This window comes from Halopseudomonas sp. 4NH20-0008 (assembly GCF_057548395.1).
Map to the genome: position 1 here is coordinate 33,167 of NZ_BAAJMD010000006.1, position 15,950 is coordinate 49,116.

The 15,950-nt window shown below is 59.8% G+C and carries 13 protein-coding genes; 5 read left to right on the forward strand and 8 right to left on the reverse strand.

Features of this window, described 5'->3' with window-relative positions; all coding sequences use genetic code 11:
- Positions 1 to 42: 42 nt before the first annotated feature.
- The 7 genes from cmk to mtnA form a co-directional block, all read right to left on the reverse strand.
- Positions 43 to 735, reverse strand: coding sequence for a (d)CMP kinase (cmk, locus tag AC27HQ_RS07600; RefSeq protein WP_487155552.1), 693 nt, complete (start codon positions 733 to 735; stop codon positions 43 to 45).
- Complete coding sequence (locus AC27HQ_RS07605) at positions 732 to 2,975, reverse strand: bifunctional prephenate dehydrogenase/3-phosphoshikimate 1-carboxyvinyltransferase (RefSeq protein WP_487155553.1); 2,244 nt, start codon at positions 2,973 to 2,975, stop codon at positions 732 to 734. The genes cmk and AC27HQ_RS07605 overlap by 4 nt, the downstream gene beginning before the upstream one ends.
- Positions 2,968 to 4,080, reverse strand: a complete 1,113-nt coding sequence (gene hisC, locus AC27HQ_RS07610) for a histidinol-phosphate transaminase (RefSeq protein ID WP_487155554.1) — start codon at positions 4,078 to 4,080, stop codon at positions 2,968 to 2,970. The genes AC27HQ_RS07605 and hisC overlap by 8 nt, the downstream gene beginning before the upstream one ends.
- Before the next feature lie 90 nt (positions 4,081 to 4,170).
- Positions 4,171 to 5,268 (reverse strand): prephenate dehydratase, encoded by a 1,098-nt coding sequence (gene pheA, locus AC27HQ_RS07615; protein WP_487155555.1) that lies wholly within the window; start codon positions 5,266 to 5,268, stop codon positions 4,171 to 4,173.
- Between the two features lie 5 nt (positions 5,269 to 5,273).
- Positions 5,274 to 6,359, reverse strand: coding sequence for a 3-phosphoserine/phosphohydroxythreonine transaminase (serC, locus tag AC27HQ_RS07620; RefSeq protein WP_487155556.1), 1,086 nt, complete (start codon positions 6,357 to 6,359; stop codon positions 5,274 to 5,276).
- Positions 6,360 to 6,367: 8 nt separating this feature from the next.
- On the reverse strand, positions 6,368 to 9,130 hold the full coding sequence (gyrA, locus tag AC27HQ_RS07625) for a DNA gyrase subunit A (RefSeq protein WP_487155557.1): 2,763 nt from the start codon (positions 9,128 to 9,130) through the stop codon (positions 6,368 to 6,370).
- A 232-nt stretch (positions 9,131 to 9,362) separates the two neighbouring features.
- The gene (mtnA, locus tag AC27HQ_RS07630) at positions 9,363 to 10,442 is read right to left on the reverse strand and encodes an S-methyl-5-thioribose-1-phosphate isomerase (RefSeq protein ID WP_487155558.1); all 1,080 of its coding nucleotides are present in this window, start codon (positions 10,440 to 10,442) and stop codon (positions 9,363 to 9,365) included.
- Positions 10,443 to 10,570: 128 nt separating this feature from the next.
- Here mtnA and AC27HQ_RS07635 point away from each other — a divergent pair, with 128 nt between their 5' ends.
- The 5 genes from AC27HQ_RS07635 (at position 10,571) to AC27HQ_RS07655 (ending at position 15,121) form a co-directional block, all read left to right on the forward strand.
- Positions 10,571 to 11,911 carry a TRZ/ATZ family hydrolase gene (locus AC27HQ_RS07635; protein ID WP_487155559.1) on the forward strand — a complete coding sequence of 447 codons (1,341 nt, stop codon included), beginning with the start codon at positions 10,571 to 10,573 and terminating at the stop codon, positions 11,909 to 11,911.
- Positions 11,901 to 12,602, forward strand: coding sequence for a bifunctional 2-polyprenyl-6-hydroxyphenol methylase/3-demethylubiquinol 3-O-methyltransferase UbiG (ubiG, locus tag AC27HQ_RS07640; RefSeq protein WP_487155560.1), 702 nt, complete (start codon positions 11,901 to 11,903; stop codon positions 12,600 to 12,602). The genes AC27HQ_RS07635 and ubiG overlap by 11 nt, the downstream gene beginning before the upstream one ends.
- Complete coding sequence (locus AC27HQ_RS07645) at positions 12,595 to 13,287, forward strand: HAD family hydrolase (RefSeq protein ID WP_487155561.1); 693 nt, start codon at positions 12,595 to 12,597, stop codon at positions 13,285 to 13,287. Before ubiG ends, AC27HQ_RS07645 begins: the two co-directional genes overlap by 8 nt.
- Complete coding sequence (locus AC27HQ_RS07650; RefSeq protein ID WP_487155562.1) at positions 13,280 to 14,020, forward strand: YciK family oxidoreductase; 741 nt, start codon at positions 13,280 to 13,282, stop codon at positions 14,018 to 14,020. The genes AC27HQ_RS07645 and AC27HQ_RS07650 overlap by 8 nt, the downstream gene beginning before the upstream one ends.
- A gap of 174 nt (positions 14,021 to 14,194) precedes the next feature.
- Positions 14,195 to 15,121 carry a GGDEF domain-containing protein gene (locus tag AC27HQ_RS07655; RefSeq protein ID WP_487155563.1) on the forward strand — a complete coding sequence of 309 codons (927 nt, stop codon included), beginning with the start codon at positions 14,195 to 14,197 and terminating at the stop codon, positions 15,119 to 15,121.
- Positions 15,122 to 15,181: 60 nt separating this feature from the next.
- Here AC27HQ_RS07655 and AC27HQ_RS07660 read toward each other — a convergent pair whose 3' ends face one another.
- Entirely contained in the window at positions 15,182 to 15,922 is a 741-nt protein-coding gene (locus AC27HQ_RS07660) for a SapC family protein (protein ID WP_487155564.1), read from the reverse strand.
- Positions 15,923 to 15,950 lie beyond the last annotated feature (28 nt).

Below are 15,950 nucleotides of genomic sequence, written 5' to 3' on the forward strand. Positions count from 1 at the left end.
CGCTGCCGGCCTGGCTGGTTAACCCGGCAGTGGATGCCCTGATCAGCCCTGCAAGTCGCGTTTTTGCGCTTCACGCAGCACTGTTTCAAGTACGTCTTCTATGGAAAGATCGGTGGAATCGAGGACGATGGCATCGTCTGCTGGACGCAGTGGAGCCACGCTACGATTCATGTCACGCTCATCGCGGGCCATAATCTCGTCAAGAAGACCCGCAAGATTAGCAGTTTCACCCTTTTCGAGCAACTGCCTATGACGGCGCTGCGCACGTTGTTGCGGACTGGCGGTCAGAAACACTTTCAAACGGGCATCGGGGAACACCACCGTACCCATGTCGCGACCGTCAGCCACCAGTCCCGGGGACTCACGGAAGGCGATCTGGCGTTGCAGCAGGGCTTCACGCACGGCGGGAATGGCGGCCACCTGGGAGGCGCCCGCGCCCATGGTTTCAGTGCGGATGGCGCGGGTCACTTCTTCGCCTTCCAGTATGATGCGCTGCTCGCGATGGCCGTCGTCAGCCACAAACTGCACATCCAGATGGGCGGCCAGGGCCTTGAGCCCCTCTTCGTTGGTCAGATCCACACCATGATTCTGCGCGGCATAGGCCAACAGCCGATACAGGGCGCCGGAATCGAGCAGATTCCAACCCAGACTATTGGCCAGCAAGCCGGCAATGGTGCCCTTGCCGGAACCGCCTGGGCCATCCAGGGTAATGACTGGTATCGAGTGTTCCGTCACGCCGTTTCCTCCAACCGGACCTGAATGCCGACCGAACTGGCCAGCTCGACAAAGCCCGGGAATGATGTCGCCACATTGGCGCAATCGGTGATGCGGATATCGCCGCTGGCGCGCAACGAGGCGACGCTGAAAGACATGGCAATACGGTGGTCACCGTGGCTGTCAACCTGACCACTCTGCAATTGGCCACCCTCGATGATGATGCCATCGTGGGTCGGCTCGGCCTTGATACCCAGTGTCTGCAGACCATCGGCCATGACCTGGATACGATCGGACTCCTTGACCCGCAGTTCCTCGGCGCCACGCAGAATGGTACGACCTTCGGCACAGGCGGCGGCAATAAAGAGTACCGGGAATTCGTCAATCGCCAGCGGCACCTGGTCAACCGGGATATCGATGCCCTTGAGCCTGGCTGAGCGGATGCGGATGTCCGCGACCGGCTCACCGCCGACCTCACGCTGGTTTTCCAGGGTGATATCGCCGCCCATGGCGCGCAGAATATTGATCACACCGACCCGGGTCGGGTTGATGCCGACATGCTCAAGAGTCAGATCTGAACCCTCGGCAATGCTGGCAGCAACCATAAAGAAAGCCGCCGAGGAGATATCCGCCGGCACGTCAATCTTGCAGGCGCTGAGCTTGTGGCCGGGCTCGATGGTGACCTTGGCGCCCTCGACCCTGACCGGATAGCCAAAGCCCTTGAGCATGCGTTCGGTATGATCACGGGTCGGTGCCGGCTCGACCACCGAGGTACTGCCGGCCGCATAGAGCCCGGCCAGCAAGAGGCAGGATTTGACCTGGGCACTGGCCATGGGCATGACATAGTCCATACCGGTCAGCGGACTGCCACCCTTGATATGCAGCGGCGGACGACCATCGTCACCAGTCTCGATCTGGGCGCCCATTTCCCTCAGCGGCTTGGCCACCCGACCCATGGGGCGCTTGGACAGCGAGGCATCGCCCATCATCACGCTGTCAAAGCTCTGACCGGACAACAACCCCGCCAGCAGACGCATGGAGGTGCCGGAGTTACCCACATAGAGCGGCCCCGGAGGCGCCTTGAGACCATGCAGACCGACGCCATTGATGGTCACGCGGCCATGGTGCGGCCCCTCTATCACCACGCCCATGTCGCGGAACGCCTGCAGCGTAGCCAGACTGTCCTCACCCTCAAGAAAGCCCTCAATCTGGGTCACGCCCTCGGCCAGCGAGCCGAGCATGATCGAGCGGTGGGAGATCGACTTGTCTCCGGGAACACGGATACGACCCTGTACCTGGGCACCGGGACTGGCAATAAAGTTGCTGATCTGATTCTGCATAGGTTCCATATACGCCCTGCGGGCCAAAATTGTACTGAAATGCTCGCGCGCCGACTTGGCCCGGGTAAAGACCCCGAGCAAGGTGTTGGCATCTCCGGCCTCAATGGCCTGGCGCAAGCCTGATAAATCCCGGGTAAAGGCGTCCAGACTACGCAGGACGGCTTCCCTGTTGGCGATAAAGACATCCCGCCACATCACCGGATCGCTGGCAGCAATCCGGGTAAAATCACGAAATCCGCCAGCGGCATAGCGGAAAATATCCAGATTCTGGCTGCGCGCCGCCAGCGTATCGACCAGCGAAAAGGCCAGCAGATGGGGCAGATGGCTGGTGGCCGCAAGCACTTCGTCGTGGTCGGCCAACGGCATATGCTCGACATCCGCTCCCAGCTGTTGCCACAGGCTGCTGACCAGCTGTAACGCCTCTTCACTGGTGTTCTCAAGTGGTGTGAGGATCACCTTGTGATGATTGAACAGACCCGCCTTGGCGGCCTCGACACCGCTCTTTTCCGAACCGGCAATCGGATGACCGGGGACAAAGCGCGCCGGAACACCACCAAAGGCCTTGTCGACCGCCTTGACCACGGCATCCTTGGTGCTGCCGACATCGGTCAGCACGGCATCGCCAAGATCCAGCTGCGCCAGCTCAGCCAGCACCCGCTCCATGGCCAGTACCGGCACCGCAAGCATGATCACATCCGCGCCCTGCACGGCCTCGGCCAGGTCAGCGGTAACCCGATCAGCCACGCCCAAAGGCAAGGCCAGACGCCGTGCTATCGGGTCAGCATCACAGCCCACCACCTCGCCGCAGACGCCCGCCTCACGCAGCCCCTTGGCAAAGGAGCCGCCGATCAGACCCAGCCCGACAACCGTCAGGCGGCCGATCTTGACAGAGGAAGATGACAGGCTGCTGACATTACTCACGGGCCAGAACCTGTCCCAGCACGTCAAGGAAGCGCTGGTTTTCCTGGGCCAGGCCAATGGACACCCGCAGGTGATTGGGCATTTCATAGTTGCCGACCGGGCGCACGATCACGCCCTGACGCAGCAGCGCCTGATAAATGCCAGACGCATCACGGCCCAGATCCACGGCAATAAAGTTGCCCCGCGAGGGAATCCAGTTCAGACCCAGGACCGCAAAGCCCGCCTCAAGCTGGGCCATGCCTTCGCGGTTGACCTTGCAGCTGGCGGCCAGATAATCGGCATCGGCCAGGGTCGCAACCGCCGCCGCCAGAGCCAGGCTGTTGACGTTGAAGGGTTGGCGTACGCGGTTCATGGCATCGGCAATGGCCGGCTGACAGACCGCGTAACCGACACGCAGCGCCGCCAGACCGTAGGCCTTGGAGAAGGTACGTGAGACCAGCAGATTGGGGTAACGCGCCAGATAGTCCATGCCGTTGGGCACTTCACCGTTTTCCACATACTCGGTATAGGCCTCATCCAGCACAACGATGACCTGCTCGGGAACCCGGGCGAGGAAAGCCTCAAGGGCCGCCGCGTCAATCCAGGTGCCGGTCGGGTTATTCGGGTTGGCAATGAACACCAGCCGGGTAGCCGGTGTGATCGCGGCCGCCATGGCCTCAAGATCATGCCCCCAGTCACGGGCCGGCACTACCACGGCACGGGCGCCCACGGCCTGGGTGACAATCGGGTAGACGGCAAAGGCGTGCTGGCTGAACACCACCTCATGCTGCGGCCCGACAAAGGCGCGGGTGATCAGCTCGAGAATGTCGTTGGATCCGTTACCCAGGGTAATCATCGCCGGGCTGACGCCGAGGCGCTCTGACAGCGCGCTTTTCAGCGCAAAGCCGTTGCCGTCGGGATAGCGCGTCATCTCCGGCAGAGCCGCCTTGATCGTCTCAATGGCGCGCGGGCTGGGCCCCAGAGGATTCTCGTTACTGGCCAGTTTGACGATATCCTGCGGCCGCAAACCAAACTCACGCGCCAACTCCTCGACCGGCTTGCCGGGCACGTAGGGAGACAGCTTTTGCACACCCGGCTGAGCCAGGCTGAGGAAATCACAGGTCATAAACAAGCCTCAAGCTATAAGCTGCAAGCTTCAAGCCACGGGAGACTGCAGTTGCTTGCAGCTTGTCGCTTGAAGCTTGTGGCTGACGATTCAGAGTACGGCCTTCGGATACGAACCCAGCACCTTGAGGGCCACGGATTCATCGTTGATCTTCTCCAGCGCGTCCTTGATCAGCGGATCCTGCTGGTGGCCGAAGAAGTCTATAAAGAATACATAGGTCCATTTGCCACTGCGCGAGGGCCGTGTTTCGATGCGTGTCAGGTCGATGCCGTTGTTGTGGAACGGCTGCAGCAGGTGATGCAGCGCACCCGGCTTATTGCGCATCGAAACAATGATCGAGGTCTTGTCGTCACCGGTCGGTGGCACGGTCTGGCTACCGATGATCAGAAAGCGCGTGGAATTATCCGGGCGGTCTTCGATTTTTTCAGCAATGCGTGTCAGGCCATACAGTTCACAGGCCATATCACCGGCAATCGCCGCGGAATTCCACTCACCCTTGACCCGCTTGGCGGCCTCGGCATTACTGGCCACCGCCACGCGCTCGACATTCGGATAGTGCGCGTCCAGCCACTTGCGGCACTGGGCCAGTGACTGGGCGTGGGAATAGACCCGGGAGATCTTGTCGGTCTTGGTGTTGTCGCCGACCAGCAAATGATGGTGAATGCGCAATTCGACTTCACCGCAGATCACCATATCGTGCTCAAGGAAGCTGTCCAGGGTGTGGTTTATGGCGCCTTCGGTGGAGTTTTCCACCGGCACCACACCAAACTGGACTGCGCCAGCGGCGACCTCACGGAAGATTTCGTCAATCGCGGCCATCGGCACGCTGATCACCGAATGACCGAAGTGCTTGAGCGCCGCCGCCTGGGTAAAGGTGCCTTCCGGCCCCAGATAGGCGACTTTCAGCGGTTGTTCAAGGGCCAGACAAGCGGACATGATCTCGCGGAACAACCGGGCCATCTCCTCATTATCGAGAGGCCCCTTGTTCAGCTCCATGATGTGCTTGAGCACCCAGGCTTCACGCTCGGGGCGGTAAAATACCGGCTTGGCGCCTTCGGGCAGGGCTTTCTGCTTGACCTGCGCCACTGTCTGAGCACATTTGGCACGTTCGCTGATCAGTTCGAGAACCTTCTCGTCGATCGCGTCAATGCGGTTACGCAGTGCCTTGAGCTGGTCTTCATCGGACATGATCATCAACCCTGCTTTTGTTCAAACTCAGCCATGTAGGCCACCAGCGCATCAACCGCTTGCTGGCTGACGGCGTTGTAAATCGACGCACGCATGCCACCGACCGAGCGGTGACCCTTGAGATTCAGCAGGCCGCGCTCTTCAGCACCGGCCAGGAACGACTTGTCCAGCCGATCATCGGCCAGCCTGAACGGCACATTCATCCAAGAGCGGTCCGAGGTATTGATCGGGTTGCTATACAGCTCACTGCGATCAATTGCGCCGTACAGCGTACGCTGTTTGGCATCGTTGATCCGCTGCATGGCCTCGAGACCGCCCTGCTGCTTCAACCATTTGAAGATCAGACCCGCCAGATACCAGCCGAAGGTCGGCGGAGTGTTGTACATCGACGCATTCTTTGCCGCGACGCTGTAATCCAGCATGGTTGGACAGAGGCTGCGGGCCTGACCGAGCAGATCTTCACGCACGATGACCACCACCAGCCCGCTGGGGCCAATATTTTTCTGCGCGCCGGCGTAGATCATGCCAAAACGCGAGACATCCAGCGGACGCGAGAGAATGGTCGAGGACATGTCGGCAATCAGCGGTACATCACCGACCTCGGGAATCCAGCCAAACTCCAGGCCACCGATGGTTTCATTCGGGGTATAGTGTACATAGGCCGCGTCATTGCTCAGGCGCCAGTCATTCTGACCGGGAATAGCAAAATAATCGTAACCCTTGGCGCTTGCAGCGACATTGATACGACCATAACGCTCGGCCTCTTCAATCGCCTTGACCGACCATATACCGGTATCGATATAGTCGGCCACGCCGTCTTCAGTCAGAAAGTTCAGTGGAATCTGGGCAAACTGCTGACTGGCGCCGCCCTGCAGGAACAGCACCTTGTAATTATCAGGGATGCTCAGCAGGTCGCGCAGGTCCTGCTCGGCTGTCTCTGCGACACTGACAAACTCGTCACTGCGATGACTCATTTCCATCACCGACAGACCCTTGCCCTGCCAGTCCAGCAGTTCGGCCTGGGCCTGTTGCAGCACGGCCTCCGGCAGCGCAGCCGGGCCGGCACAGAAGTTGAACAAACGCTTGCTCACAGTACGGGTTACTCCTGCTCGTCTGTCGCTGACGCCTGATCGTCAACGACGGTTTCATCCAGCGACACCTGCTCGTCATCGACGGCATCCAGCGTCTCTTCCAGACCATCATCTTCCGGCTCAAGCACCCGCTCCAGACCGACCAGTTTCTCGTCGGTGGCCAGCTTGATCAGGGTAACGCCCTGGGTATTGCGTGACAGACGCGAGACCTCACTGACGCGGGTACGCACCAGTGTGCCCTGATCGGAAATCAGCATGATCTCGTCACCATCAACCACCTGCACGGCACCCACCAGTCCGCCGTTACGTTCGTTGCTGACCATGGCAATCACGCCCTGACCGCCACGTCCACGACGCGGGAATTCCTCAAGTTGGGTGCGCTTGCCGTAACCCCGCGCCGAGGCGGTCAGAATCTGCACCTCAGGCTCCGGGATCAGCATGGAAATCAGACGCTGACCTTCAGCCAGACGCATGCCGCGAACACCCCGGGCAGTACGGCCCATGGTGCGCACATGGCGTTCCTTGAAGCGAATCACCTTGCCGCCATCGGAGAACAGCATGATGTCACGCGCACCATCGGTGATGGCGGCCGCAATCAGGGTATCGCCTTCATCCAGACGCAGGGCAATCAGACCGTTGCTGCGGGGCCGACTGAACTGCACCAGCGGGGTCTTCTTGACCGTGCCGCGCGCGGTAGCCATGAAGATATAGGCGCCGGTCGGTTCGTCCTGATCATCGTCCGATTCTTCCTCGGATTCGCTGTCGACGTCGGGTTCCAGCAGCTCGCCTTCGATCACCGGACTGTCTTCATCCAGTTCCTCGTCGGCACCGGCACTCTGTTGCAGCGCCTCGAGGTCGATCTGCAGCATGGCGGTGATGCGTTCACCCTCCTCCAGCGGCAACAGGTTGACCATCGGCCGACCCCGCGCCGTGCGCGAGGCTTCCGGAATTTCATAGGTCTTCAGCCAGTAAACCTTGCCCTTGCTCGAGAACAGCAACAGGGTGGCATGGCTGTTGGCGACCAACAGATGTTCAACGTAATCCTCATCCTTGACGCCGGTGGCCGACTTGCCACGACCGCCACGGCGCTGGGCCTGGTAATCGGTCAAGGGTTGGCTCTTGGCATAACCGCCGTGGGAGATGGTCACCACGCGCTCTTCTTCGGTAATCAGATCACCAATGGTCAGATCCATGCGTGAAGCAACAATTTCAGTACGCCGCGCGTCACCAAAATCGGCCTTGATCTTCTCCAGCTCCTCAACGATCACTTCCATCAGGCGTTCCTGACTGTTGAGGATGCGCAGCAGCTCGCCGATCTGCAGGAGGATTTCCTGATATTCGGCCAACAGCTTCTCGTGCTCAAGACCGGTCAGGCGGTGCAAGCGCAGCTCAAGAATGGCCTGGGCCTGTTCCGGTGACAGGTAATACTTGCCGTCGCGCAGACCAAATTGCTCATCCAGTCCGTCCGGACGGCAGGAATCGGCACCGGCGCGCTCGACCATATCGACTACCGCACCCGGCTCCCAGCCAGCAGCGATCAGACGCTCCTTGGCTTCAGCCGGTGTCGGCGAGGCCTTGATCATGGCGATCACCGGGTCGATGTTCGACAGGGCGACAGCCTGACCTTCAAGGATGTGACCGCGTTCGCGGGCCTTGCGCAGTTCGAAAACAGTACGTCGGGTCACTACCTCACGGCGGTGACGGATAAAGGCGTCGAGCAGTTCCTTGAGGTTCAGGATGCGTGGTTGGCCGTCCAGCAGACCGACGATATTGATGCCGAACACACTCTGCATCTGGGTCTGGATATACAGGTTGTTGAGCACCACCTCGGCCACTTCACCGCGGCGCAACTCGATGACCACGCGCATGCCGTCCTTGTCGGACTCGTCACGCAGCTCGGTAATGCCCTCGATCTTCTTCTCCTTGACCAGCTCGGCGATCTTTTCGATCAGACGCGCTTTATTCAACTGATAAGGGAGTTCATGAATGATGATCTGCTGGCGGCCACCGACCTTGTCGATATCCTGAATTTCGCAGCGGGCCCGCACATAAATGCGGCCGCGACCGGTGTTGTAGGCTTCAACGATGCCAGCACGGCCATTGATGATACCGGCGGTCGGGAAGTCCGGACCGGGGATATGTTCCATCAGTTCGGCAATGCTCATGTCCGGATTAGCGATCAGCGCCAGACAGGCGTTGATCACTTCGGTCAGATTGTGCGGCGGAATATTGGTCGCCATGCCCACGGCAATACCGCTGGAGCCGTTGATCAGCAGGTTGGGCACCTTGGTCGGTAGCACCGCCGGAATCTGCTCGGTGCCGTCATAGTTGGGCACCCAGTCAACGGTTTCCTTGTCCAGGTCGGCCAGCAACTCATGGGCCAGCTTGGTCATGCGGATTTCGGTGTAACGCATGGCGGCGGCGTTGTCGCCGTCGACCGAACCGAAGTTGCCTTGGCCATCGACCAGCAGGTAGCGCAGGGAGAACGGCTGCGCCATACGAACGATGGTGTCGTATACCGCCGAATCACCGTGCGGGTGATATTTACCGATCACGTCACCGACCACACGGGCCGATTTCTTGTACGGCTTATTCCAGTCGTTACCCAGTTCGCTCATGGCGAACAGCACGCGGCGGTGAACCGGCTTGAGGCCGTCACGCACGTCCGGCAATGCCCGCCCGACGATCACGCTCATGGCGTAATCCAGGTAGGACTGTTTCAGTTCGTCTTCGATATTGACTGGAAGGATTTCTTTGGCCAGTTCACCCATGAAACGGCATTCCTTTTATTGTCGGCAACCTGATGATGCCCATTGCAAATTATCTGCGCATTCAGGGGCTCTGCGAGCCAGCATGAGGCGTTATGACGCTTTCAGCCAACCCTGATACAGGGGCCCTGCTCAAAGCCCGGTAGGATACCACAGCGGCGGCCGCTGAGGGAGCCGAAAGACACCTCAGCGGGCCATATAAAGGGTAAAAACAGACAGGGTGTGACCGAGGCACTCAATGCAGGTGGCGTGAGCTCATCAAATCCGCCATTTTGCGCGCGTCCGGGCGCTCGACAATGCCCTTTTCGGTAACGATCACGTCGATCAGATCAGCCGGGGTTACATCAAACACCGGATTGAACACCGGCACACCGGTATCCAGTGACTGCGCCCCCAGGGTCAGCAACTCACTGGCCGGGCGCTCCTCGATTTCGACCTCATCGCCGTTTTCCAGTGCCATATCAATAGTTGAGCTGGGCGCCACCACCATAAAACGCAGGCCATGGTGCATGGCCAGAATCGACAGTCCATAGGTGCCGATCTTGTTGACCACGTCACCGTTGGCGGCAATACGGTCAGCGCCGACTATCACCCAGGTGATCTGCTCGGTCTTCATCAGGTGTCCGGCCGCCGAGTCGACGCTGATGCGCGCGGCGATGTTGTCCTGCTGCAATTCCCAGGCGGTCAGCCGTGAGCCCTGCAACCAGGGCCGGGTTTCATCAATAAACACCTGATCAACCAGCCCGGCGGCATGGGCCGCGCGAATCACCCCGAGCGCAGTACCGTAGCCACCGGTAGCCAGGGCGCCAGCATTACAGTGGGTCATCAGGTTCTGTTTCTGCTTCTGGTGTTTGCGAATCAGCTCCATGCCCAGCCGACCCATGGTCAGATTGGCCTCAATGTCACTCTCGTGAATGCCTTTGGCGGCCTCCAGCAAGCGCGCCGGCACATCCTGATCAGGCCCCAGCCGTTGCAGGCGCTCGCGCATCATGCGCAGGGCCCAGGACAGGTTGACCGCCGTTGGCCGGGCACTCTCCAGACGCTGAAAGTCTGCTTCCAGTGCCGCAATCCAATCCTTGCTGTCGGCAATCTGTGCGGCACTCAGGGCAATACCGTAGGCCGCAGCAATACCAATGGCCGGCGCGCCACGTACCACCATATCGCGAATGGCCTGCGCTACTGTTGCCCCATCGGTGCACTCCAGATAGGCCTGTGTGCCCGGCAGTTGACGCTGATCCAGCAGGCGCAGCACGCCGTCCTGCCAGGCCAGAGCGCGGACAGCATCAATTGTTTCGGTAGGACGACTCGAAGGCATGCTCGATTCCAAAAAAAGGAAGAGTATACCTGTGCAGCCGCCAGCCTGACGAACGCGGTAATGAAATGCACCTGCACAGGCCGCAGGCAGACGTTATACTGCCGCCCATGAAACAATCAGAGCTGCCCATGAGCCCCTTACCAGACACCCTTGACCTGATCATCTCGGCGCGCTGGATTGTGCCCGTCGTCCCAGCCGGCAGTGTCCTTGAGGGCCACAGCCTGGCCGTGCATCAGGGCCGCATTCTGGCGATTCTCCCGGATGCCCGCGCCAATGAACTGCAGGCACTGGAACGCCGCGTATTACCTGATCATGTGCTGATCCCCGGGCTGGTCAACGCCCATGGCCATGCGGCCATGAGCCTGTTCCGCGGTCTGGCAGACGATCTGCCGCTGATGACCTGGCTGAACCAGCATATCTGGCCGGCCGAGGGCAAGTGGGTCAGCGAGGACTTCGTCCGGGTCGGCACCCAATTGGCGGTCGCCGAAATGCTGCGCGGTGGCACCACCTGTTTTGCCGACATGTACTTTTTCCCGGATATCGCCGCCAGGGTGGCACTGGATGCTGGCATGCGAGCGCAACTGGCCTTTCCAGTCATCGACAACCCGATTCCCGGCGCCCGCGACAGCGCCGAGGCGATCTCCAAGGGCCTGCGCCTGCACGATGAAATGAAGCACAGTGGCCTGATCAGCGTCGCCTTTGGCCCCCATGCGCCCTATACCGTTGGCGATGAGACGCTGATCCGGGTCCGAACCCTGGCTGATGAGCTGGAGTTGCCGGTACACATGCATATCCATGAGACCGCCTTCGAGGTCGAACAGGCCGTGCAGGCGACCGGCATGCGCCCGCTCGAGCGTCTGCGCCGTCTTGGCCTGCTGAGTCCGCGCCTGCAGGCCGTGCATATGACCCAGGTTGATGATGCCGACCTGCAATTGCTGCACGACTTTGCCGTACAGATTGTCCATTGCCCGGAATCGAACATGAAGCTGGCCAGCGGCAATTGCCCGGTGCAGCGCCTGCTTGAAGCTGATATCAATGTCGCCCTCGGTACGGATGGCGCGGCCAGCAACAACGATCTGGACATGTTTGGCGAGATGCGCACTGCCGCCCTGCTGGCCAAGAGTCTGTCTGGCCAGCCGACCGCTGTGGATGCCCATCGTGCCTTGCATATGGCCACCCTGGGCGGCGCCATGGCGCTGGGACTGGGCGAGCAAACCGGCTCGCTGGAGCCGGGCAAATTCGCCGACCTGGCTGCCATCAATCTTGGCGGTCTGGCCAGTCAACCGGTATACCACCCGGTGTCACAACTGCTCTACACCTGCAACGCCAGCCAGGTATCGGATGTCTGGGTCGCCGGACGCGCCAAGGTGCGTGACGGCCGCCTGCTTCTGCCAGCACAGGACCAATTGCTGCAGGGCGTGGCGCACTGGGCACAACAGATCAAACAGGGAGATAGCCATGACGCTTAATGTCGACCACGCGGAAATCGCCAAATTCGAGGCCCTGGCCAGTCGCTGGTGGGACCGCAACAGTGAGTTCAAGCCACTGCATCAGATCAATCCCTTGCGCACCAACTGGATTGACGAAAGGGTCGGTCTGGCCGGCAAGACCGTACTCGATGTCGGCTGCGGCGGCGGCATTCTGGCTGAGGCCATGGCCCTGCGCGGCGCCAGCGTGACCGGTATCGACATGGGCGAAGCGCCGCTGGCCGTAGCGCGACTGCACCAACTGGAATCCGGCGTCGAGGTCGATTACCGGCAGACCACGGCCGAGCAACTGGCCGAAGAGCAACCCGGACACTATGACGTGGTCACCTGCCTGGAAATGCTCGAGCATGTACCGGATCCCTCGTCGGTGATTCGCGCCTGCGCGGCCCTGGTGAAGCCCGGCGGCGAGGTATTTTTCTCGACCATCAATCGCAACCCCAAATCCTTCCTGTTTGCCATTGTCGGTGCCGAGTACGTTCTGCGTCTGCTGCCACGCGGTACCCACGAATTTGCCAAATTCATCAAGCCGGCCGAGCTCGGTGCCTGGTCGCGCGAGGCCGGACTGGATCTGCAGGACATCATCGGTCTGACCTACAACCCGCTGACCAAGGTCTACAGGCTGGAACAGAACGTCGACGTCAACTACATGATCCACACCCACCGCAGTGAGTAAGCAGCCCATCACCAGCGTGCTGTTCGATCTGGACGGCACCCTGCTGGACACCGTTGAGGACTTTCTCAGCATCATTCTGCGCATGGCCGCCGAACGCGGTCTGCCACCGGTCCCGGCGGATGTGGTCCGGGCCCAGGTCTCGAACGGTTCCGTTGGCATGCTCTGCGCCGCCTTCGACATCAGCGCGGATGCCCCCTTGATGGCGGCGCTGCGTGACGACTTCCTGCAACGCTACGAACGCGACCTGGCTGTGCATACCCGCCCCTTTGACGGCATCGAACCGCTGCTCGACTGGCTGGATGAGAGAGGCTTGCCCTGGGGCGTGGTGACCAACAAGCTGAGTCGCTTCAGCATCCCGCTGATGGATGCCATGGGCTACGGCCAGCGCTGCCAAAGCCTGATCTGTCCCGATCAGGTCAGCTTCAGCAAGCCGCACCCCGAACCTTTGCTCAAGGCCTGCGCGGCCATGGGCGTGAAGCCGCAGTCATCGGTATTCATCGGTGATCATCTGCGTGACATTCAAGCGGGTATCGCCGCCGGCATGCCGACCATAGCCGCGCTGTATGGCTATATTCCAACCAGTGAAAATCCGGCGAGCTGGCACGCCAGCCACCTCGTCAACCATGCCACCGAGCTGCGCCCCTGGCTGCAGCAAGGATTGGATCAGGAGAGCCTCGATGTTTGATTACAACGCCCCCCAGGATCTGCTCAAGGACCGGGTCATTCTGATTACCGGCGCCGGTGATGGCATTGGCCGTGCCTGTGCGCTCAGCTGCGCAGCCCACGGTGCCACTGTGGTGCTGATCGGCAAGACCCCCGGCAAACTGGAAGCGGTTTATGATGAGATCGAAGCCGCCGGCTACCCGCAACCGGCACTCTGTCCGCTGAACCTGGAAACGGCTCTGGAGAAGGATTACAACGACCTCGCCGAGCAATTGTTCGAGACCTTTGGCAAACTTGACGGCCTGGTCCACAACGCTGCCGTGCTGGGTCCGCGGACCCTGCTTGATCAGGTCAAGGCGGAAAGCTGGCTGCAGGTCATGCAGGTCAACGTCAACGCGCCCTTCCTGCTGACCAAGGCAATGATGCCACTGCTGCGCGCCGCCACTGACGCCTCGGTGGTGCTGCTGTCCTCCAGTGTCGGGCGCAAGGGCCGTGCCTACTGGGGGCCCTATGCGGTCAGCAAGTTTGCCGTTGAGGGCCTGATGCAGGTGCTGGCAGACGAACAGGACGGTACCAGCGCGATTCGCGTCAACAGCCTGAATCCCGGTGCCACCCGCACCGCCATGCGTGCCGCGGCTTACCCGGGGGAGCCGCCGGAAACCAACCCGGTGCCTGCCGACATCATGCCGGCTTTTCTCTACTTGCTTGGCCCTGACAGCATAAGCACCAATGGCCAGGCGCTGGATGCTCAGTAAGACGCTTTTCTGACACTGACAATCCAGACGGCCCTGCAAAGGCGGCAAACTTCTGCCGCTTTTGCTACATGAAACTGCAATACAATCACCAACCACATGATTTTAATCGTTTTTAAAATTATGGCACGAAGTCTGCTTTCAACTGATTAATCTTAATGCAGTGCAGGATTGATCATGACGCTAACCCAGGGCAACACCATTGATTTTGATTCCGCCAGGCTCAAACTGAACCAGGCGAGCAAGACTGCTGCCTTGCCAGAGCGGCCTGCCTCAGCCCCAAGCCTGCATGCTGTCCAACAGCAACTGGGCATGCAGCTGCAAACCACGCTGGAGCTGGAACAGGTGCTGGAAATGTTTTTCCGCCAGTTGAACCGTTTCCTCGGACTGGATTCACTGGAATACCGCAACGACGCGCAGAAGATCCAACTGCGCATCGGTCAGCTCAGCCTGCATCGCTGCAGTTATCGCATGACCCATGAAGGCGACTATCTGGGTGAGATTCAATTTACCCGCACCCGGCGCTTTTCAGAGGCACAACTGGCTGGCCTTGAAGCCCTGCTAGGCACGCTGCTTTATCCGCTGCGCAACGCTCTGCTATTCCGTGAGGCCGTCTTCTCAGCTCACTCCGACAGTCTGACCGGCATTGGTAATCGCATGGCGCTGGAGCAGGCCCTTGATCGCGAGATCCGGCTGGCTACACGACACAATCAAGCGCTCTCGATATTGCTGCTGGACATTGACCACTTCAAATCGATCAACGACCGCTTTGGGCACGCCTACGGCGATGAAGTGCTGATGGCTACGGTTAACTGCATCAGTCAGTGTCTGCGTGAAGTGGACGGTGTATTTCGACTGGGCGGGGAAGAATTTGTCATTGTACTTGGCAATACCGAGCACGGTCCTGCGACGCTGGTGGCCGAACGCATTCGCCTGGCTATAGAGCAAATGCAGTTTGAGATTGACGGCGTTTCTCTGCCGGTCACGGCCAGTATTGGTGTTGCCACCTATCGCCAGCCAGAAAGCCGACGTGAGCTGCTTGAACGCTGTGACAAGCTGATGTATCAGGCCAAACGCAATGGCAGAAACCGCACCTGCGCCTAGCGAACCACTGAAAGCTACCTGCGTTTTCAGCGGCTCACTAGCTATAGGCTCTTAGTTGATTCAGTGCGCCTTGGCGGCACGCTGTTTGACGTCGAGGTAGTGTTCAAACAGATGGTTGGCATTACCCAGTGACATCAGGTGGGCATAAATCCAGCCGAGGAAACCGGCCTTGTGCAGCGCCAGCACATCCTCATCACCCAGCTTGAGAAACGCCTCCTCGTCCACTGCCTGAAAGTCCTTGAGCATGAAGCTTTCGCCGCTAGCATGGGTCAGTTTCAGGGTGCGCGGTGCCAGCAGCTTGAGTGACTGTAGCTGAGTAATGAAGTTGCGCGTACGCTGCATTTCAGCGGTAAAGTTCTGAAGAAAGCCGATCATCTCATTCAAATAATCGCTGTTTTCACCCTGTCCGGAGAACAGCTCGCGCCCCTCTGATTCATTCCAGCCGGCATAGGCCGCATCAAAGCAGACGGTGAATTGCTCGTCTTCGCCCTGCGCCAGAACAAAGGGATAGCGCCGGATAAAGGCCGGGACATAGGTATTGTTGCGCCATTGGCCTTCATCACTGACAAAGCTATTGAGCCCTTCCCGCAGACCCAGCAAGGCAATCGGACTGACAGCCTCGCCTTCACCGATGAAAACCACGGGATAGCTACGCGCCGCCTGGAAGAACTCAAGGCCCGCCAGAGGAACAATATGGGTGTCTGCCGCAAACTGACAATCGCCGGTGGTTTTCAGCTTCAAGGACTTGTGCTGATCACGGTTGAGCGCCTTGATTTCCTTGTATAAAAGCAGTGTTGACATCCTTCTTTCCCCGTCTTTTTAATGTTTT

Bases quoted from the DNA above. Each gene is read 5' to 3' on its own strand.
- hisC (WP_487155554.1), bottom strand. From the start codon at position 4,080: ATGACCTGTGATTTCCTCAGCCTGGCTCAGCCGGGTGTGCAAAAGCTG.
- pheA (WP_487155555.1), bottom strand. From the start codon at position 5,268: ATGTCCGATGAAGACCAGCTCAAGGCACTGCGTAACCGCATTGACGCG.
- gyrA (WP_487155557.1), bottom strand. From the start codon at position 9,130: ATGGGTGAACTGGCCAAAGAAATCCTTCCAGTCAATATCGAAGACGAA.
- mtnA (WP_487155558.1), bottom strand. From the start codon at position 10,442: ATGCCTTCGAGTCGTCCTACCGAAACAATTGATGCTGTCCGCGCTCTG.
- AC27HQ_RS07635 (WP_487155559.1), top strand. From the start codon at position 10,571: ATGAGCCCCTTACCAGACACCCTTGACCTGATCATCTCGGCGCGCTGG.
- ubiG (WP_487155560.1), top strand. From the start codon at position 11,901: ATGACGCTTAATGTCGACCACGCGGAAATCGCCAAATTCGAGGCCCTG.
- AC27HQ_RS07650 (WP_487155562.1), top strand. From the start codon at position 13,280: ATGTTTGATTACAACGCCCCCCAGGATCTGCTCAAGGACCGGGTCATT.
- AC27HQ_RS07655 (WP_487155563.1), top strand. From the start codon at position 14,195: ATGACGCTAACCCAGGGCAACACCATTGATTTTGATTCCGCCAGGCTC.
- AC27HQ_RS07660 (WP_487155564.1), bottom strand. From the start codon at position 15,922: ATGTCAACACTGCTTTTATACAAGGAAATCAAGGCGCTCAACCGTGAT.